This is a genomic window from Streptomyces sp. NPDC107538 (genome assembly GCF_055657445.1).
Map to the genome: position 1 here is coordinate 22,191 of NZ_JBVKAY010000027.1, position 18,538 is coordinate 40,728.

Annotated in this window: 12 protein-coding genes; 4 read left to right on the forward strand and 8 right to left on the reverse strand. The window is 70.8% G+C overall.

The genetic code is table 11. The annotated features are described in order from the left end of the window. Nucleotides 1-19: 19 nt before the first annotated feature. The 7 genes from ACZ7MG_RS42875 to ACZ7MG_RS42905 form a co-directional block, all read right to left on the reverse strand. The gene (locus ACZ7MG_RS42875; protein ID WP_471384069.1) at nucleotides 20-601 is read right to left on the reverse strand and encodes a hypothetical protein; all 582 of its coding nucleotides are present in this window, start codon (nucleotides 599-601) and stop codon (nucleotides 20-22) included. Nucleotides 602-680: 79 nt separating this feature from the next. Then, nucleotides 681-3,602: a glycoside hydrolase family 2 TIM barrel-domain containing protein gene (locus ACZ7MG_RS42880; protein ID WP_471384066.1), complete on the reverse strand. Its 2,922-nt coding sequence runs from the start codon at nucleotides 3,600-3,602 to the stop codon at nucleotides 681-683. 19 nt (nucleotides 3,603-3,621) lie between these two features. After that, nucleotides 3,622-4,524 carry a carbohydrate ABC transporter permease gene (locus ACZ7MG_RS42885; RefSeq protein WP_471384064.1) on the reverse strand — a complete coding sequence of 301 codons (903 nt, stop codon included), beginning with the start codon at nucleotides 4,522-4,524 and terminating at the stop codon, nucleotides 3,622-3,624. After that, a complete protein-coding gene (locus ACZ7MG_RS42890) occupies nucleotides 4,521-5,486 on the reverse strand; it encodes a carbohydrate ABC transporter permease (protein ID WP_471384061.1) in 966 nt (321 codons plus the stop codon). Before ACZ7MG_RS42890 ends, ACZ7MG_RS42885 begins: the two co-directional genes overlap by 4 nt. Before the next feature lie 23 nt (nucleotides 5,487-5,509). Continuing rightward, on the reverse strand, nucleotides 5,510-6,772 hold the full coding sequence (locus ACZ7MG_RS42895) for an ABC transporter substrate-binding protein (protein ID WP_471384059.1): 1,263 nt from the start codon (nucleotides 6,770-6,772) through the stop codon (nucleotides 5,510-5,512). A gap of 282 nt (nucleotides 6,773-7,054) precedes the next feature. Beyond that, on the reverse strand, nucleotides 7,055-8,356 hold the full coding sequence (locus ACZ7MG_RS42900) for an ROK family transcriptional regulator (RefSeq protein ID WP_471384056.1): 1,302 nt from the start codon (nucleotides 8,354-8,356) through the stop codon (nucleotides 7,055-7,057). A gap of 190 nt (nucleotides 8,357-8,546) precedes the next feature. Further along, the gene (locus ACZ7MG_RS42905) at nucleotides 8,547-9,794 is read right to left on the reverse strand and encodes an FAD-binding protein (RefSeq protein WP_471384054.1); all 1,248 of its coding nucleotides are present in this window, start codon (nucleotides 9,792-9,794) and stop codon (nucleotides 8,547-8,549) included. A gap of 165 nt (nucleotides 9,795-9,959) precedes the next feature. Here ACZ7MG_RS42905 and ACZ7MG_RS42910 point away from each other — a divergent pair, with 165 nt between their 5' ends. Continuing rightward, nucleotides 9,960-10,967: a hydroxyacid dehydrogenase gene (locus ACZ7MG_RS42910; protein WP_471384051.1), complete on the forward strand. Its 1,008-nt coding sequence runs from the start codon at nucleotides 9,960-9,962 to the stop codon at nucleotides 10,965-10,967. Nucleotides 10,968-11,012: 45 nt separating this feature from the next. Here the strand turns inward: ACZ7MG_RS42910 and ACZ7MG_RS42915 are convergent, their stop codons facing one another. Continuing rightward, nucleotides 11,013-11,795, reverse strand: coding sequence for a hypothetical protein (locus tag ACZ7MG_RS42915; protein WP_471384049.1), 783 nt, complete (start codon nucleotides 11,793-11,795; stop codon nucleotides 11,013-11,015). A 156-nt stretch (nucleotides 11,796-11,951) separates the two neighbouring features. Here ACZ7MG_RS42915 and ACZ7MG_RS42920 point away from each other — a divergent pair, with 156 nt between their 5' ends. From ACZ7MG_RS42920 to ACZ7MG_RS42930, 3 genes are all read left to right on the forward strand, one after another. After that, on the forward strand, nucleotides 11,952-13,154 hold the full coding sequence (locus tag ACZ7MG_RS42920) for a helix-turn-helix domain-containing protein (RefSeq protein WP_471384047.1): 1,203 nt from the start codon (nucleotides 11,952-11,954) through the stop codon (nucleotides 13,152-13,154). Nucleotides 13,155-13,266: 112 nt separating this feature from the next. Continuing rightward, on the forward strand, nucleotides 13,267-13,704 hold the full coding sequence (locus ACZ7MG_RS42925) for a hypothetical protein (protein ID WP_471384044.1): 438 nt from the start codon (nucleotides 13,267-13,269) through the stop codon (nucleotides 13,702-13,704). A 195-nt stretch (nucleotides 13,705-13,899) separates the two neighbouring features. Continuing rightward, entirely contained in the window at nucleotides 13,900-18,411 is a 4,512-nt protein-coding gene (locus ACZ7MG_RS42930; RefSeq protein WP_471384042.1) for a Tat pathway signal protein, read from the forward strand. The last annotated feature ends 127 nt before the right edge of the window (nucleotides 18,412-18,538 follow it).

An 18,538-nucleotide genomic window follows, 5' to 3' on the forward strand; every position in this document is an offset into this window, starting at 1 on the left:
CCCGCGGGATCCCCGCGCCTCAGCCGCAGGCGCACACCCCGTGCAGCGCCTCCAGCGCCGACCACGCCGCCCCGTCCCGCTCCGCGTCGAAGACCAGCGGGGTGAAGTCACGGTCCCGGTCGAACACGACGTAGGCCTCGGCGATGTACCACAGACCGCCGGTCCACTCCTCGCGCCGATGCGACCGGGCCAGCGTCCGGCCGCAGGGCGGGCAGCCGATCCAGGGGACGAGTTCCGAGGTCTCGGACGGCGGCTCCGCCAGCACCTCGTGCGCGGGAATCGTGCTCTCGGCCCCGTCCCCGAACACCCGCAGCCGCGCGGGCCGCCCGGGATCCTGGACCAGCCCCACGATCTCCGCCCCGTGCCGGTCCCACACACCCCACACCTCGGCCAGCACCGCGATCCGCGTACGCGCCGTCTCGTCCACAGGCAACCGCGACTCCGTGAGCCGCTCCACCAGCGCCCCCAGCCCCGCCTCCTGCTCCCCGATGTCCCAGCACCCCTGCACGAGGTCGACATCCTCCGCGTCCGGAAGCAGCGCGGCGAGACGGGACCATATGACGGCTTCGGCGGCGTACGCCGCCAGACGATCGTCGTTCATCGGGCGAGCGTAACGGGACGGGAGGCGGCCGACCGGCCGCCTCCCGTCACTGCCCTCACCGCCGTCCTACGATCCCGTCCTACGATCCCGTCGTCGAGAACACGAACGAGAACTCCGTCGGCTCGGCGAGCAGGTGGTACTGGGGCAGCGGCCCCGGGCCGCAGGACTGGGAGCCGATGCCCATCTGGGCGTGGTCGAGGGTGACCCAGACCGTGTTGCCCGCCTGAAGGTCCGTCAGGTGGGCGGCGGCGTCCAGTTGTTCGGTGGTCCAGCGGCGGGCCGTGAACGAGAACTCCGGGTCGCCGTCGATGCGCAGTCCGCCCAGCTCCGCCCAACGGACGTCGGGACGGGTGCCGTTCTCCTGCGGGCGGAGGTACGGTGTCTGGAGGTCGTCCACCGTGGAGTGGTAACGGCTCACCATGGAGGCCGACTTGGTGTCCGGGTAGCCCTCGCCGGGGCCGCCGCCGTACCAGGTCACGGCGTCCGCCGAGGACAGTCCGAAGCGGATGCCGAGCCTCGGCAGCGGGACGGTCCACTCGCCGTCCGGCTCCACCGACACGGTCAGCCTCAGCCGGGTGTCGTCGGCGGTCCACCGGTACGTCGCGCGCAGGCCGACCTCCCGGGCGGCCGGTGCCACCCGCGTCCGTACGGTCAGCGCGTCGGCGCCCAACTCCACCCCGTCCAGGCGGTGTTGGACGCGGTGCAGGCCCAGCTCCCGCCACAGCTTGCTGTAGCAGGTGTTGCCGTTCCAGGCGCCCTCGTCGTTGTCGGTGGTCGCCCGCCAGACGTCCAGCCGCAGTCCGGTCACGTCGACCCCGCCGATGGTCCTCAGCGCGCCCGTGGGGGCGTCGAAGGAGGCCGGGCCGAGGTAGATCAGCTTCTCGCTCGCCGTGGGACCGTCGCCCGGTGTCACCGTCGGCAACGGGCGTTCCACGACCGGGAGTTGGGCCCACGCCACCTGGTGGTCCTTCCGGCCCCAGGCCGTGTCCCCGGCCAGCAGCGCCCGTACGGTCCACAGCGCCTCGCCCGCCGGTCCGCCGGCCGGCGGCTGCGGCAGCTTCACCTCGGCCGACTCACCGGGCCGCAGCGCGGGCACCGAGAGGGCCCCGGCCTCGATCGTCTTCCCGTCCACCTGGTACGCCCACTCGAAGGCCAGCGAGGACAGGTCCTGGAAGTCGAACGCGTTGCGCACCCGGACCGTCCCGGCCGAGCCGTCGCCGTCGATGCGGACGGGCTCGATGACCTTCTTGAACTCGATCAGACCGGGGGAGGGCGTCCGGTCCGGGAAGATCAGGCCGTCGCAGACGAAGTTGCCGTCGTGCAGCTCCTCGCCGAAGTCACCACCGTAGGCGTAGCCCAGCTCGGGGTGCTTCACGCCGTGGTCGATCCACTCCCAGATGAAGCCGCCCTGGATGCGCTCGTGGGCCTCGAAGATCCGCTGGTAGTCGGCGATGCCACCGGGGCCGTTGCCCATGGCGTGCCCGTACTCGCAGAGGATGTAGGGGAGCTGACGGCGCTTGTGGGGGCCGCCGTCCAGGCGCTTGCCGATGCGCTCGCTCTCGGCGTGGTCGGCGTACATCCGGGAGTAGACGTCGGTGTCCCGGCAGTCCCAGTCGCCCTCGTAGTGCACCAGACGCGAGCCGTCGCGGCCGTGGATCCACTCGGCCATGGCGGTCAGGCCCCGGCCGGTGCCCGCCTCGTTGCCGAGGGACCACATGACGACCGAGGGGTGGTTCTTGTCGCGCTCGACCATGCGGGCCGCGCGGTCCAGGAGGGCCGGGGTCCAGCGGTCGTCGTCGACGGGGTTGTCCCGCCAGTTCTGCTCGGTGAAGCCGTGGGTCTCCAGGTCGCACTCGTCGATCACCCAGAGGCCGTACTCGTCGCAGAGGTCGAGGAAGGCCGGGTGCGGCGGGTAGTGCGAGGTGCGGACCGCGTTGAGGTTGTGCCGCTTCATCAGCAGCACGTCCTCGCGCATGGTCTCCAGGTCGAGGGAGCGGCCCTTGACCGGGTGCCACTCGTGCCGGTTGACGCCCTTGAAGAGGATCGCCTTGCCGTTGACCTTGAGCAGGCCGTCCTCCAGGACGACGGTACGGAACCCGATCCGCAGCGGGACGCGTTCGCCCGCCGTGACAAGCTCACCGTCGTACAGCTTCGGCGTCTCGGCGGTCCACGGCTCGACCGGGACCGTCACTGGCTCACCGGTCGCGACATCGATGTCGAGGGCGGGCACGAGGACCCGGCCGTCGACGTCGGAGTCGACCCGCAGGGTCCCGATCCCGCCCACATGGTCGTAGGAGGCGTGCACGAAGAAGTCGGCGGCGCTGCCCGCCGGGCGGTGCAGCAGCGTGACGTCCCGGAAGATACCGGGCAGCCACCACTGGTCCTGGTCCTCCAGATAGGAGCCCGCGGACCACTGGTGGACCCGGACGGCGAGGACGTTCCCCGCCGGCTTCAGCAGGTGCCCGACCGCGAACTCGTGCGGCAGCCGGGAACCCTTGAACTCACCGATGTCCGTGCCGTTCAGCCACACCCGGGCGCACGACTCCACACCGTCGAAGCGGATCACGGCGTCGCCGTCGATCACCGCCCCACCGTCCGCCGACCAGTCGTCCGGCAGGTCGAAGTACCGCAGATGGTCACCGGTCGGGTTCTCCGACGGCACCCTCGGCGGATCCACCGGGAACGGGTACAGGTGGTTGGTGTAGATCGGCGCCCCGAAGGCCCCGTCGCCCTGGAGGACCCAGTGCCCCGGGACGGTCACCTCGGCCCAGCCCCCGGCGTCGTACCCCTCGGCGGCGAACGAGTCGTCCTCCGCGTCGGCGGTCGGCGACAGCCGGAAGCTCCAGCCGCCGTTCAGCGACAGGGACCGGGCGTCGGAGGACGCGTACCAGGCGCGGGGCGGCAGGGCCCCGCGGCCCGGGGACACGTCCTCGACGTAGTCGACGGATGGGGCGGCGACGGCGCCGGTGGCGCCCGTCGTGGCGGTGGTGCGGAAAGACATCGGTCTCCTTGCTGATTTCCTAGCCCTTGATGCCAGTCTGCGCGATGCCCTGCACCAGCCAGCGCTGGAGGAAGAGGAAGACGAACACCAAAGGCAGGATGGAAATGGCGGTGGCCATGAAGATCAGATGGAAATTCACGGTCTGGCCGGTCATGTAGTTCGAGAGCGCGACCTGCACGGTCCACGCGCTCGGGTCCTGGCCGATGACCAGGGGCCACAGGAAGGAGTTCCAGCCGCTGATGAACGTGATCGTCGCCATCGCGGCGAAGAAGTTCAGCGAGTTGGGTACGACGACCCGCCAGTACGCGCCCATGTAGCCGAGCCCGTCCACCCGCGCCGCCTCCTCCAGCTCCTTGGGGAACCCCAGGAAGTACTGCCGGAACAGGAAGCAGGTGAAACCACTGAAGAGGCCCGGGATGATGAGACCTCGGTAGGTGTCGATCCAGCCGAGGGACGACACCAGCACGAAGCTGGGCACGAACGTCACGGCGGTCGGGACCATCAGGGTGCCGAGGACGGCGTAGAACACCTTGTTGGCGTGCTTGTACGGGATACGGGCGAGGCCGTAGCCGGCGAGCGAGCAGACCAGCAGGGTGCCGACGGTGTGCAGGACGCCGACGACCGCCGAGTTCCACAGCGAGCGCGCGAAGTCCACCGACGGGTCGTCGAACGGCTCGCTGATGTTGCCCCACTGGATGTCGGTGGGGAACCACTTCCATTCCTCGCCCGTGATCTCCGGGTCCGTCATCAGCGCGTTGCGCACGATCAGATAGAACGGGATGAGGAAGAGCAGCGCGGCGAAGCCGGTGGCGAGGTACAGCCCGGTCGAGCCGATCACACTGCCGGTGCGGACCCGGCGCGGCTTGGCCGCCGCGTCGACCCGGTCGACGCGGTCCGCCGGAGGTGTCGTGGTGGTGGTCACTTGGCCTCCTCACCCCTTCCGAATCCCATGAACTTGCCCTGGAGCAGGGTCACGAGGCAGATCAGTACGGTGAGGATCAGCGCGCCCGCACTGCCCGCGCCGTAGTCCTGGCTGTCACCGAGCGCCTTGTAGTACAGCTCGACCAGGGGCGGTCTGCCCCAGGTGGTCTTCGACAACAGGTTGAAGAACTCGTCGAAGGCTTGGTACGCCGCCACGAGCAGCAGCAGGATCACGGCGGTGGAGGTCGCCCGCAGCTGCGGCAGGGTGATGTACCAGAAGGTCTGCCAGCCGGGCTTCGCGCCGTCGATGGCGGCGGCCTCGTACATCTCCTGCGGGATGTTCTGCAGGGCCGCGATGAAGAGGATCATGTAGAAGCCGGCCTGGAGCCACAGCCGTACGCTCAGGATGACCAGCCAGTACCAGGGGGGGTCGGGGCTGGCCAGCCACGCGGTGTTGTCGATGCCGAACAGGCCCAGGAAGGTGTTCGCGAGACCGAAGCGGACACCGTTGAAGATGGACATCTTCCAGACCAGCGAGGCGGCGACATAGCTGACCGCCGTGGGCAGGAAGAACACCGAGCGGAAGAACGCCCGCATGAAGCGGAGCCGGTTCACCATCAGCGCCAGGCCGAGCGAGGTGGCCCAGGTCAGCGGCACGATGAAGACAGCGAAGATCGTGAAGGTGACGAGGGACCCCATGAAGTCCTCGTCGGTCAGCATCGTCACGTAGTTGTCGAGCCCGATGAACTCGCTCGGCGTGACCGTGAAGCGGGCCTCGAAGAACGACAGATAGAGGCTCCACAGGATCGGCAGATAGACGAAGATCGCCAGGCCGATCAGGAACGGCCCGGTGAAGAGCCAGAAGTTGAAGGTGGGGGAGCCCCGCAGCCCCCGCCGCGGCTTGGCCGGAGTGGCCTTCGCCGGGGCGGGGCTGGAGACGCCGTCCTTGGTGATGGTCGACATGTCGTGGGTACCTGTCCGCCGGCCTATCCGAAGAGCTTCTTCAGTTCCTTGTTGACCTTCGCGTCGGCCTTGGTCAGCTCCTTGTCCGGGTCGCCGCCCTTGCGCACGGAGTTGGCGAGGACGTCCTCCAGGGCCGTGATGCTGGCCTGGGTCCAGCCGATGTTGTCGAAGTGGCCGAACTCGTTGAAGAGCTTCACGCCCTCAGCGGGCAGACCCGACTTCAGCTTCTCGGCCGAGGCGGCGATCGAGGTGCGCGGCGGGATGTGGAAGCCGTAGGAGAGCGCCCAGTCCTCCTGGTACTCCTTCTGGTCGATCCACAGCCACTTCACGTACTCCTTGGTGGCTTCGAGGTTCTTGCCCTTGGCGTTCACGAACATCGACCAGCCGCCGTTGTAGACGGACTGCTTGCCGGCGCTGCCGACCTTCGGGAACGGGAAGATGCCGAGGTCGTCGCCGAGCGCCTCCTGCATCTGCGGCATCGCCCACATGCCGCACCACTGCATCGCGGTCAGGCCCTGGTTGAGCGCCGACGGGTCCCAGAAGTCGGTCGGCGCGTCGAGCAGCAGGTCACCGCTGGTGAACAGCTTGCGCAGCTGCTTGAAGCCGTCGACGACCGCGTCCGTGTGGTAGGCGATCTGGTTCTTGTCGTCGAGGTGCTGGGCACCGGCCGACCAGATCAGCGGGTTGACCATCGAGTGCAGGGTGTTGCCGAGGTAGGCGCCCTTGACCTTGTCCGTGGTCAGCTTGGCGGCGGCTTCGGCCAGCTCCTCCAGCGTCTGCGGGACCTCGACACCGGCCTTCTCGAACAGCGACTTGCGGTAGAAGAAGAACTGCGGGTCGTCGATCATCCGGATGCCGTAGATCTTGCCGTCGACCGTGTGCGACTGGATGTCGGCCTGGTTGAAGTCGTCCTTCACCGGGTCTATCAGGTCGGTCAGGTCCGCGACCTGGCCGCTCTCGATCATCTGCAGCTGCGGGTGGAACTCGAAGCAGTCGGGCGCCTTGTCCGTGAGCAGCGAGGCGAACAGCTTGCTCTCGAAGTTGGAGCCGGTGATCCACTGCGTGGTGACGTTGGACTCCTTGTAGGCCTTCGCGTACCGCTTGATGGCCTGCTCGGTGCCCGCCTCGCCATAGGCGTGGAAGTACTGGTTGAGGCCCGCGCCCCCACCGCTGCTGCTTCTGCCCGTGTTGCCGCCGCACGCTGCCAGCCCGCCGGCGGCGGCCAGACCCAGCGCGGCCCGCAGGGCGGTACGGCGGTCGAAGTTGCTGTTCCTGAATGCCGACATGCTGACGTCCTTGTCTCGAGTACGGCTGCGGCTCTGCGCCCATGGCTCGGCGGCTCAGTGCCAGTTGGCTCAGTGGCTCAAAGGGGCTTGCGGAGCGGGACGTTAACCTTCGGCTAAGGCTTCGGCAAGGGGTTGGACGAAGTCTGTTCGAAGCGTTGTATTCGGTTCGGTGGTCCGAACGTCCGGGCGGCGCAAAGGGGTTGGTCAGGGCGGTGCGAGGGGGGTGACGGGTGGGTGAGGGGTGGGTGAGGGCCGCCGGGTCAGGGTCCGGCGGCCCCCGGCTCAGGGGTGGGGATGCAGGCGCTCGCGCTCCTCGGAGCGCCCTCGATGGCGTACGGCGGACTTGACCGGGGCCGCGACCGGGGCGGCGCGTTTGCCCGGTTTCTGCCCGACCGACTGCAGCGCGCCCTCCAGCGCGAACGTCGCCGCGCCCAGGCACGCGGGGTCCGTGGGGATCTGGGAGAGCACGATCTCGGTGGCGGCCCTCGGCCGCGGCAGCGCGTGCCGGGCGACGGCCTCGCGCACCTCCTCGACCAGGGGCTCGCCGAGGGCCGCCGCGACCCAGCTGCTGAGGACGATGACCTCGGGATTGAACAGGTTGACCAGGTCGGCGATGGCCGCGCCGAGATAGCGGGCGGTCTCCCGCACCACCTCCAGCGCCTCCGGATCCCGCCGGGCCACCCCCTGGGCGAGCGCGGCGATGGTGGCGGTCTGGTCCTCGGGGTGCAGCAGCGCGCTGTCCGGATGCAGCTCCCGCAAATTCAGCATGATCCCGGCGGCGCCCACATACGTCTCCACGCAGCCGTGGTTGCCGCACCGGCACCGCCGGCCGTCCAGCACCATCGTCGTGTGGCCCCACTCGCCGGCGCTGTTGCTCACCCCCCGGTGCAGCCCGCCGTCCAGGACCAGCCCGGCGCCCACGCCCGTGCCGAGGGTGACCACCACGGCGTCCCCGCGCCCGCGGGCGGCGCCGAACCACAGCTCGGCCACCGCGACCGCGCGCAGCGGATTGTCCAGGTACAGCGGGTAGGCGATGTGCTCGGTCAGCAGGTCCAGCAGGGGCACGTCGTGCCAGTCCCAGTTGGGTGCGTACTCCGAGATACCGGTGGCCCGGTCGACCTGCCCCGGCACGCTCACCCCGACGCCCAGCACCCGGGCGCCCTCGGTACCCGCCTGCGCCACCACCGAGCCGACGGCGGCGGCGACATGGCCGACCAGCTGCTCGGGCAGCGTCTCGCCCGCCCGGACGTCCTCCTCGGCGCGGGCCAGGACGTTCAGCGCCAGGTCGAACAGCTCGACATGGACGTACGTCTCCGCGATGTCGACGCCGATCAACGCGCCCCCCGACGCGTTGACGGCCACCAGTCCACGGGGGCGGCCCCCCGCCGAGTCCTCGAACCCGACCTCGGTGATCATGCGGAGGTCGAGCAGCTCCCCGACGAGGGTGGCGACCGTGGCCAGACTGAGCCCGGTGGCCGCCGCGAGCTCCTGCCGGGAGGTGGGAGACTTGGCGATGATCTGGCGCAGCACCTCGTAGCGGTTCGCGGTGCGGATGTCGCGTGAGGTGCGCTTCACCGACGACATGATCCCCTCGATCCCTCCAGGCCAGGACGAGGCCTGTTGCCCCGGCGCCGCGCCAGGCTATGGCGCGGAGAGACTTTCGACAAGGGGTTAGGAAAGGGGGTTTACGAAGTCCCCCGCCCCACCGCCCACGATGGCCGGACCCCGACCACGCCCCGACCCACCAGGCGAGAGCCCCGCGAACCGGCCCGCCTCAGGCGCCGAGCGCCTCCCGTACGAACGGGTTGCGGAACTTGCCCGCCGGGTCCAGGGCGTCGGCCACCCGTCGGAAATCGCCCAGGCGGGGGTACAGCCGTCCCAGCTCGGCCGCCGGGACCGTGAAGACCTTGCCCCAGTGCGGCCGGGCCTCGAAGGGGGTGAGGACCTCCTCCACTCGCCGCACCACCGGCAGGACGGGCGCCGCGTCCGCGATCCAGGTGAAGTGCAGCGCGACCGTGTCCCGGCCGTACGCCGGGCTCAGCCACTGCGCGTCGGCGGCCACCGTCCGCACCTCGCAGACCTGGAGCACCGGCGCGACGACATGCCGGATCCCGTCGAGCGCGTCCAGCGCCTCCCCGGCGAACGTACGCGGCAGCAGATACTCCGACTGCAGCTCCTCCCCGCTGCTGGGCGTGAACTCGGCCCGGAAGTGCGGCAGCCGCTCGTGCCACGGCCCGGGCACCCCGAACTGCTCGGTGCAGTTCACCGCGGGCATCCCCGGCACCGGATGCATCGCCTCGGTCGCGGGCGCGGCCCACGGAAAGTCCGCCTCCGGCCGGTCCGTCCGCCGCTTGACCCACACCTGGTCGAAACCGGAGTGCCGCCAGCGCGTGAAGAGGCTCACGCTGTACGCCGCCGCCGACACCGCCTCGAAGTCCAGCCCCGCCAGCGGGAGTTCACCGAAGACCCGCTGGCCCACCTCGAAGGCGGGCTCCAGGTCGAGGGTGAGCGCGGTGACCACACCGAGCGCCCCGAGCGAGGTGACCGCCGCGCCGAACCGGTCGTCGCCGCGCGCGAGCGTCAGCGTCGTCCCGTCCGCCGTGACCAGCTCGACCTCGCGCACGGCCGCCGCCAGCGGACCGTTCCCGACGCCCGAGCCATGGGTGCCGGTGGCGACCGACCCGGCCACCGAGATGTGCGGCAGGGAGGCCATGTTGTGCAGGGCGAGACCGTGGGCGTGCACCGCGCGGGCCAGCTCCGCGTACCGCACCCCGCCCCCGACCCGTACCGTACGGGCCGCCGTGTCCACCGCGATCTCCGGCGGCAGCCCCGTCAGGGACAGGAGCACCCCCTCCGGGCCGGGCTCCGCGATCTCGTTGAACGAGTGCCCGCTGCCCAGCACCCGCACCCGCTCGCTCCCCGCGACCAGGGCCCGCAGCGCGTCGACGGAGGCCGGCCGGTGCAACTCCTTCGCGGTGTACGTGATGTTCCCGGCCCAGTTGGTGATGGTCTCGGTCGTCATGCCTGATGTCCTCCACGATGCGCGAGCCGTAGCCGTCGAGGGCCATCCTCCCCGCCCCGGGTGCCGCCCGGTTCATTGACCTCCCGGCGAGCGCCTGCCTACCGTAGAGACCGCTTACTATCGCCTGGCCTCGCCCTTGTTCGTGCCCAGCCGGAAGGCCCTTCCTTGCCCGAACGTCCCCGCGCACTGTTCGCCATGACGGCCGAGAACGTTCCGCAGGTCTTCCCGCCGGAGGTGCTGGCCCGGCTGCGCGCGACCGTGGACCTCGATCCCGCCCTGATCGCCGAGGACTTCACCGACCCCCGGGTCCGGGAGGCGCTGGCCGAGGCCGAGATCCTGGTCACCGGCTGGGGCTGCCCCCGTATCGACGCGGCGGTCCTCGACGCGGCCCCGAAGCTCCGCGCCGTGCTGCACTCGGCGGGCTCGGTGAAGGGCTTCGTCGCCCCCGCCGTCTGGGAACGCGGGATCACCGTCTCCACGGCCGCCGCCGCCAACGCCCTGCCGGTGGCCGAGTACACGCTCGCCATGATCCTTCTCGCGGGCAAGGACCTGCTCGTCCGCCGCGAACACCTGCGCGCCGAACGCGTCTCGCCGGGCTGGGGGTTCGTCCCCGGCATCGGCAACCACGGCCGCCGCGTCGGCGTCATCGGCGCCTCCCGCATCGGCCGCCGCGTCATCGAACTGCTCCGCCCCTTCGACCTGCGGGTGAGCCTCACCGACCCCTACGTCGACGAAGCCGGGGCCGCCGCCCTCGGCGTCCCCCTGCTCCCGCTCGACGACCTGCTGCGCACCTCGGACATCGTCACCGTGCACGCCCCCGACACCCCCGAGACGCACCACCTGATCGACCGCCGCGCCCTCGCCCTGATGCCCGACGGGGCCGCCCTGATCAACACCGCGCGCGGCGCCCTCGTCGACCACGACGCGCTCGTCGACGAACTGCGCGCCGGGCGCCTCTCCGCGATCCTCGACGTCACCGACCCGGAACCCCTGCCCGCCGACTCGCCCCTCCTCGACCTCCCGAACGCCTTCGTCACCCCCCACCTGGCCGGCTCCCAGGGCAACGAGGTCGCCCGCCTCGGCCTCGCGGTCACCGAGGAGGCGGAACGGCTGGCCGCCGGGGAGGAGTTGGCGTACGCCCTGGACCGGGGGGTGCTGGAGCGGACGGCGTGAACGGGCCCCCGGGTGTGCGCGGGCGCGGGCGCGGGCGGGGGACCGTCAGGAGGCGCGCGATGGTCCGGCGACGAGGTCACCGAGCCGGGCGACCGTGAACTCGACCTGCCCGTTCCCCTCCTCCCACTTGGCGATCAGCGTGCAGCCGTCGCCCGCGAGCCGGAACCCGTCCGTGTCGTTCCTGGCGTACCAGAGCCCGTCCTGCTCGCTGCAGAAGTAGCTCAGATGGTCCCGGAGTCCGGCATCCGGCAGCACGGCCAGGGCATCCGCCCACTCCTTCTCGGCCTCGGCCTCGAACGGAATCGTGCTCCCCGGCCCGCGCCCGAGACACAGCGCCACCCGCATCGCGTCGAACAGCGTGCCGTCCGAAGCGAGGCGCGGAGCGGCGACCCCCCACTTGTCGCGCAGTTCGGCACCGGTGAGACCGATGCCGTGCCGCTCCAGCACCGGGGCCAGATCCGCGCCCCGGACGAGGCTGCGCGCGAAGCACGCCCGCTCCAGGTCGCGGGCGAGGGCCGGGGACAGCCCTGACCTGTCGATCTCGAAGAGGGAACGGCTCGCGTCGAACGTCAGCAGATGCTCGCCGTCGTCGAACGGGGAGTACTCCCAGACGACCGGTTCGGCCCCGCGCAGGGCTTGCGGGTTCGCCCACGCCGCGAGCCGGCTCAGCCCGAACTCGTAGAGAAGGTTGCCGTCGAAGTACGCCGCGTACTCCGCGTCCGGGTCGAAGGACGACAGCGGCCGGTCCAGCAGAATCTCGAACGCGCCGGTCAGCTGCTCACGCCAGCGGCCGTCGGCGTCCGCCGACAGAGGTGCTCCAGGTGTCATGCCGGGAACCTACTGACCCGGACGACCCATGGGTCACGCGCCCTCCGGGGCCGGCGCGGAAATACGTAGGGAGTTCGGTAGTCCCACTTATCCGGACTGTCCGTGAGGGGCGATCGGCGTACCGTACTGAGTGTCCAGGTCAGAACGGAGTTCGGCATGCCACACCCAACTCGTCGGGAGACCGGGGGAATCGGAGCGCGGATCGAGGAAGTGAGCGCCCTGCGCGGCTACTCCCTCAGAGAACTCGGGCGACGCGCCAGTGTCTCCCCGTCGATGCTCTCGCGCATCATCAACGGTGAGCGGCAGGCCAGTCCGGCCATCGTCTCCGCCGTCGCCCGCGCCCTGTCCGTCAGCATCTCGGTCCTGCACGGGCAGCCCTACATCCACCAGCTCCAGGCCGACCAGCTGGACCGGCTGACCACGCCGATCAGTACAGCCCTGGACGACTGGGACATCCCGCTCGGCGAGGGCGACCCACCGCCCCGGACGCTCGCCGAACTGCGGGACACGGTGGCCGGGCTGGAGCGACAGCGTGCCCGCGCCGAGTACATCGAGATCGCGCACGAACTCCCGGCGCTGCTCGCCGAGGCCAACGCCCATGTCCTCACCCAGCGTCCGGGGCATGCCTTGGAGCAGGCCGCGTGGCTCCAGGCGGAACTGTGCCGCACGGTGTACGTGGTCGGCCGTCAGATCGGCTTCCTGGATCTCGCCCGGCTGGCCCTGTCCCGGATGGCCGTCGCGGCTCCCCGGTCCGGCGATCCCCGGCAGGTCGCCATCGAGAGGTGGGACCGCGCCCAGCTGATGGCGGACGCCGCACGCCATGACCGGGGGGTGCTCCTGGTCCGGCAGGCGCTCAAGGACCTGGACGACGACGGCGAACAGGCCACGAAAGCCGTGCGCGGCGCCCTGCACCTCAAGGGTGCGATCCTCTCCAGCCGCCAGGGAGATGTCAGAGGGGCGGACGACTGGCTGGCGGCCGCCGGGGAGATCGCCGAGGAGACGGGCGAGACCCGTGACTACGGGCTCGTGTTCGGCCCGGTCAATGTCGTCATCCACAGCATGTCGGCGTCCAGCGACCGCGACCGCCACGCCCGCGCCCTGGAGAAGGCCCGCAAGGTCCGCCTCCCCGACGACTACCCGGAGGCCCGCGCCGGCCACTACTGGGTGGACCGGGCCCGCGCGGAGACCTGGACGGCGAAGCACGGCGACGCGTTCGCCTCGCTGGCCCGGGCCCGCAAGGTGGCGCCGCAGCAGACCCGCTACCACCCGGGCGTCCACGAGACGGTGGCGACCCTGCTGCGGGCGCGGGCGAAGGCGCCGGGGGAGCTGCTGGAGTTCGCGAACTGGTGCGGCGTGTAGCGGTTCGGGCAACGCCGGTCAAGGACCCGGGTGTTGACAGTCGGTCAACGCCAGGGCCTTGCCGGACCGGCACGATGTGACGGTACGCACCACTCCGTCCTTGGAGCCCACTTTGACCGACCCCCGCACCACGATGGATCCGCCGCCCTTCCTCGGGCTGCCGCCCGACGAGCCGGTGCCGCCGTCGGACTGCGACGTGTGCGCCGCGCTGGCCCGCCGGAGAGCCGAGGCCAGGGCCCGGGGCGACCTGTCCGGCGTGTCGGACTGCAACGTCCGGATCCGCGGCCACCACCAGCCGCCGCCCCGTAAGCCGGAGGAAGCCGTGAGCGGGGACGAGCAGGAGCGGCGGCCCGCTCCCTACCGGCCGCGCCCGCTCGTGGTCCCGGACCACCTGCCCGGCGAGACGGAGTACGGCCTGTTCATCGACCATATGACCGGCTGTGCCGACTGCGGCTACGGACAGGTCCAGTGCGAGCGGGCCACCGAGCTGTGGCAGGCGCACAAGCACGCCAGGAAACAGGCCAAGAGGCCCCCGAAACAGCGCACTTGAGCCTCTGAGTCGCGGACTCCGCGTGGTTGCCGTGCGGTGCTCGTCGCACGGCAACCGTTATCTGTTTTCCCCGGCGGATCGAAATTCTTTCTGGCCACCGACATCTTGTCGACCTGGGCAAGCGCCCTCTAGCTTCCACAGAGACCGTTTTCTATCGCCGGTCTCCGTCGAGGCACCCGGCCGGGAGGATTCCGCATGCCCGTCTCCAGAAGATCCGTCCTGACCACGGCAGCGGTCGGCACCGGCACGCTCGCCCTGACCGGCGGCCTGACCCCGGCCACCCCGGCGGTCGCCGCCGAAGCCGCGACCGCCGCCGAGGCCGACGCGGCGGCGGAGGGCGCCGGACGGCTCGACGTCATCGACTTCGGGAACCCCGACTCCGAGACGGCCCACGACTTCCACGGCCCGGACACCGAGCCCGTCGACGGCAACGCGGGGGACAGGGCACGCGTCGCCAAACCCCTCGCCACCCCCGGCATCAAGGGCGGCGACCTCCGCTTCACCCTCGCCGTCGACCCGGTCCACCAGAACCACCTGACCGTGAAGTTCTGGGGCGGCGACACCTCCTCGTACAAGACGATCGCGTACATCAACGGCGAGCAGATCGGTTACCGCCGCTCCGGCGACTACGAGGCCCTGAACACCGGCACCAGCCGCCCGCTCCCCGGCCGCTTCTTCTACGCCACGATCATGCTGCCGCTGGAACACACCCGGGGCCGCACCCGCGCCGAGATCACCCTGCGGACGTACGACAACGCCTTCTCCGCCAAGGTGACCGCCGACTCCCGCGGCTACTACCGCGCCTACACCCACACCGGCACCCACCTCGCCCTGCCCGACGACGACCCGCGGGCCGACTTCACCCCGCCCACCGCCACGGTCGCCGCCCTCGACGACACGGCGAAGCAGGCCCTCGTCGACGGCTATGTCGCCGATCAGGTGAAGCTCTTCAACTCCCTTTCCGCGAAGGTGGATTCGGCCGCCGACGGCAGGCTGTCGATCGTCCGGTACGTCGAGGAGCTGTTCTTCTACGCGGGCGCGCTGGCCCGCGCTTCCTGGTGCCCGGCGACCACTCCCGCCGAGCGGAAGGCGGCACTGCTGCGGGTCTTCAAGTGCGTCGACAACCACACCAAGGACTACTACGGCAACACCAGACTCCTCGCCTGGGGCGGCCACCAGGGCGACTGGGGCGGCTACTACGGAGCCCTCGGCCAGGCGCTGTACCTGGTCGAGAACGTCATCGCCGACAACGATGTCTACGGCCGCGAAGCCTTCGACTCCTTCCTCGACGAGCCGTTCGTCACCGGCACGTCGGAGGGCGCGACATCCCTGAAGGACGTCGACCGGGACGGCGGCCCCCTCACCCGCCGCGCCGCCTGGGAACGCGTCCTCAAGGCCAACTTCGACTACGCCCGCTCCCGCCTCTCCTACATCTACAACCAGGTGATGTACACGTACGAGGGCGCCTGGGAGGCCCACGAGGGACTCCGGGTGATCGGCTCGCCGTTCTACGAGGGCCGGGCGCGCAGCCACCGCATCGTCGGCGAGGCCCTCGGCTGGGAACCCTTCCTCGGCGAGGAGGTGCTGGTCGGCCCGGACGGCCAGGACCTCGACCTCTTCCACTCCCTCTTCCAGCACGACACCACGGCCCGCTGGACCGACGACTACATCAAGTACGTCATCAAGGGCCTGGCCCGCTCCAAGCTCGACAAGAACGGCGACGTCGTCCGCCGCCTCCCCCTCGGCACCCACTTCACGACCATGACCGAGGCCGGCCACACCCGCGAGAACGGCTACGTCGCCAACTACGGCGAGGCCACCAACTACCTCCCCGAATGGTTCCACCGCACCCGGGGCCACGCGGGCGACGAACAACTCAACGACAGGATCCTGGAGTTGGCGCTGCGCAACCTGCACGCCCGCTCACACGCCCGGATGACCGACCTCGACGACAATCTCAAGCGCACCATGCGCATGGAGATGGTCATCGACGAGCGCAACACCAACTTCCCCGGTTTCCCCGGCTATGTCCTGCGCATCTCGGAGGGCAAGCTCCTCCACTACGTCTCCCTCGCCCACCACATCGCCGAGCACCCCGAGCGGTACGCGGGCGAGAAGTGGACGCGGACCCGTGAACACGCCCGGGAGGCCGTGGGCTTCGCCCAGCAGCAGATCGCGGACCACCAGTACTTCGGCACCTTCTCCTCGGTGAAGTCGAAGAACAAGTACGACCTCGAACTCGGCGAGACCTGGGCCTGGTTGAAGACCCAGCCCCCGACCGGCATCGTCCACCCGCACACCGACTTCGCCTACTACACCCCCGCCGAACTCACCGCGCTCGGCGTCCGCACCGCCGACTACGAGCGCTTCGCCTGGGTCGACGTGGACTGCATGTTCGTCTCGCTCCGCGACGGCGACACCCACCTCTGGGCCCATCTCAACGAACGCCAGCGCGGTTTCGCCCGCAACGGCCGCCTCCACGTACGGCACCCCGACCGCGACCACATCGTCCAGATCCACACCGAGGGGCTCTTCCGGTACGAGGACTACTGGGCCCGGATGGACAACATCGACGTCGACTTCATGGAGGACCAGCAGACCGGCGACGGCACCGCCCTCCAGGCCCTCGCCGGCGAGATCGCCCCGATCACCCTCCAGCCCGGCGTGGGCACGGTTCACCGCGAGAACTTCGAGGCCGACCACGCGTACTCCGGCTACCCGGACCTCCTCACGGCCCGCTACGGCCGCTACCTCTTCGTCTTCAACACGACCCGGAAGGCGTACGGCAACGAGCACACCTACGAGGTGGCGGTGCCGGACGCGGGCTCGGGCGTCCTCGATATGGTCAGCGGTCGGAAGCTTCCGGTCCGGGACGGCAAGGTGACCGTACCGCCGAAGACCGGTCTGGTGCTGCGCCTGGAGTCGGAGGAGACGGCCCAACTCCCGCCCTCCCACGTCGACTTCGTCCACACCCTGCCCGGCGACGACTCGGTGATGGTCACCTGGCAGACCACGGCGGGCGCCGCGCACTACGAGGTGCGCCGGGCGACGCGACGGCGGGGCCCGTACAAGCTGCTCGCCGCGAAGGAGAAGGGCCGGCACTTCACGGACGACTCCGCGCGCTCCGGCGAGACGTACTTCTACACGGTCACGGCCGTGAACCCGGTCGGCCGCGGCGCGGCCTCGCACACCGTCGAGACGCGGGTGCGGCCGTCCGTGTCGGCAGGGCTGCGGCGGACCGGCTGGCGCGACGACGCCCTGCACCACGCCCGCAAGGGCAGCGCGCTCGTGCGCGGCTCCTCCGTCCGTGTCCTGGGCGCCCGTGGCGACGGCCTCGGCGAGGGGGACGACTACCGGGTCCTGTCCCGGGGCATCGAGGACGAGCTGCACTTCGTGAGCCGTCCGGCGGCGGGCGGCTTCACCCTCACGGCCCGCGTCGACACCGCACGCGGCCCCCTGACCGGCCTGATGCTCCGCGACCGTCTCACCGCCGACACCCGCCACGTCTACTTCGGCGCGGACGCCGACGGCCGCCTCGTCCTCCACACCCGCACCCGGGACAGCCGCCACGACTGGCAGGACGACGTCCGCTCCCCGGTGACCCGGCCGCTCGACGGCCGCACCCTGGCCGCGACCCCGTGGCTCCGGCTCATCCGCGACCTCAGCACCCACCGCGTCCACGGCCAGGTCTCGACGGACGGCCGCACCTGGGTGACGGTCGCGAGCCTGTTCGCCCCCTTCCCGTACGCCGTCCACGCGGGCGTCGCGGCCACGGGCGACGCCGACTTCGCGAAGGCCGAGGTGGACCCGCTCGGCAACGGTTCCGTCCTCGTCGCCCTGGAGCGGGACGGCGACACGGTCACCGTCCGCTGGAACAAGCCGGAGGGCGCGGTCACGTTCACGGTGGAGCGCGCCACGGACGGCGACGGCGGTGATGGTGACGGCGGTGATGGCTGGGTGGTGCTCGCCGGCGGCCTCCGGTCCTACGCGCACGACGACAAGGGGCTGCGGCACGGCAGGCGGCGGTACCGGGTCACGGCGGCCCTGGCGGACGGCGGCACCCGGGTCTCCGCGCCCGCCACCGCCGTCGCCGAGACCTTCGCCGACGTCCTCGCCCGCGCCCGGGCGACCGACCCGGCAGCGTGGACGAAGAAGAGCCACGCGGCCTTCACGGCCGAGCTGGACCGGGTGGAGGCGGCGACCGGGAAGGACGAGGACGCCCGGATCGACGCGGTGTACGCGGCGTACGAGCTGCTCGTCTCCCGGGAGACCCTGCTGCGCCGCAGCGAGGTCACCGCCGCGATGGTGAAGGCCTCGACCATCGCCTGGCCCGGCACCGGCACCCAGGCCGCCAACGGGTGGCGGGCCTTCGACGGCGACACCGCCACGTACACGGACACGCTCGCGGCGGACAGCTGGATCGACATCGACGCGGGTGCCGGTGGCACGCTGCGGGTGGACAAACTGCGTGTCCTGCCACGCGCCGGGTTCGCGACCCGGGCCACGGGGACTGTGCTGCGGGGTTCCACTGACGGGGGAGCGACCTGGACGGACCTCCACACGATCGGTGTGACGACAGACGGCGCCTGGTACGAGGCGGCCCTGCCGGCCACGGCGTCGTACCCCCTCCTCCGCCTCCACGACACCCACAACGGCCGCTGCAACCTGACCGAGGTCCAGCTCTGGTATTACGCGCCGGAGGACTGACCGGGACGTCGGGTTCGTCGTCGGGTGCGGGTGGGTGGGGCTTCTCGCGCAGTTCCCCGCGCCCCTGAAAGTGCCGCAGGCCCTGACGGGCCTGCCCCACTTTCGGGCCGAAAAGCACGGGGCGCAG

What these genes read in the sequence shown, in the direction of transcription:
- ACZ7MG_RS42900 (WP_471384056.1), bottom strand. Translation starts at nt 8,356, where the DNA reads ATGTCGTCGGTGAAGCGCACCTCACGCGACATCCGCACCGCGAACCGC.
- ACZ7MG_RS42930 (WP_471384042.1), top strand. Translation starts at nt 13,900, where the DNA reads ATGCCCGTCTCCAGAAGATCCGTCCTGACCACGGCAGCGGTCGGCACC.
- ACZ7MG_RS42915 (WP_471384049.1), bottom strand. Translation starts at nt 11,795, where the DNA reads ATGACACCTGGAGCACCTCTGTCGGCGGACGCCGACGGCCGCTGGCGT.
- ACZ7MG_RS42880 (WP_471384066.1), bottom strand. Translation starts at nt 3,602, where the DNA reads ATGTCTTTCCGCACCACCGCCACGACGGGCGCCACCGGCGCCGTCGCC.
- ACZ7MG_RS42890 (WP_471384061.1), bottom strand. Translation starts at nt 5,486, where the DNA reads ATGTCGACCATCACCAAGGACGGCGTCTCCAGCCCCGCCCCGGCGAAG.
- ACZ7MG_RS42905 (WP_471384054.1), bottom strand. Translation starts at nt 9,794, where the DNA reads ATGACGACCGAGACCATCACCAACTGGGCCGGGAACATCACGTACACC.
- ACZ7MG_RS42920 (WP_471384047.1), top strand. Translation starts at nt 11,952, where the DNA reads ATGCCACACCCAACTCGTCGGGAGACCGGGGGAATCGGAGCGCGGATC.
- ACZ7MG_RS42895 (WP_471384059.1), bottom strand. Translation starts at nt 6,772, where the DNA reads ATGTCGGCATTCAGGAACAGCAACTTCGACCGCCGTACCGCCCTGCGG.
- ACZ7MG_RS42875 (WP_471384069.1), bottom strand. Translation starts at nt 601, where the DNA reads ATGAACGACGATCGTCTGGCGGCGTACGCCGCCGAAGCCGTCATATGG.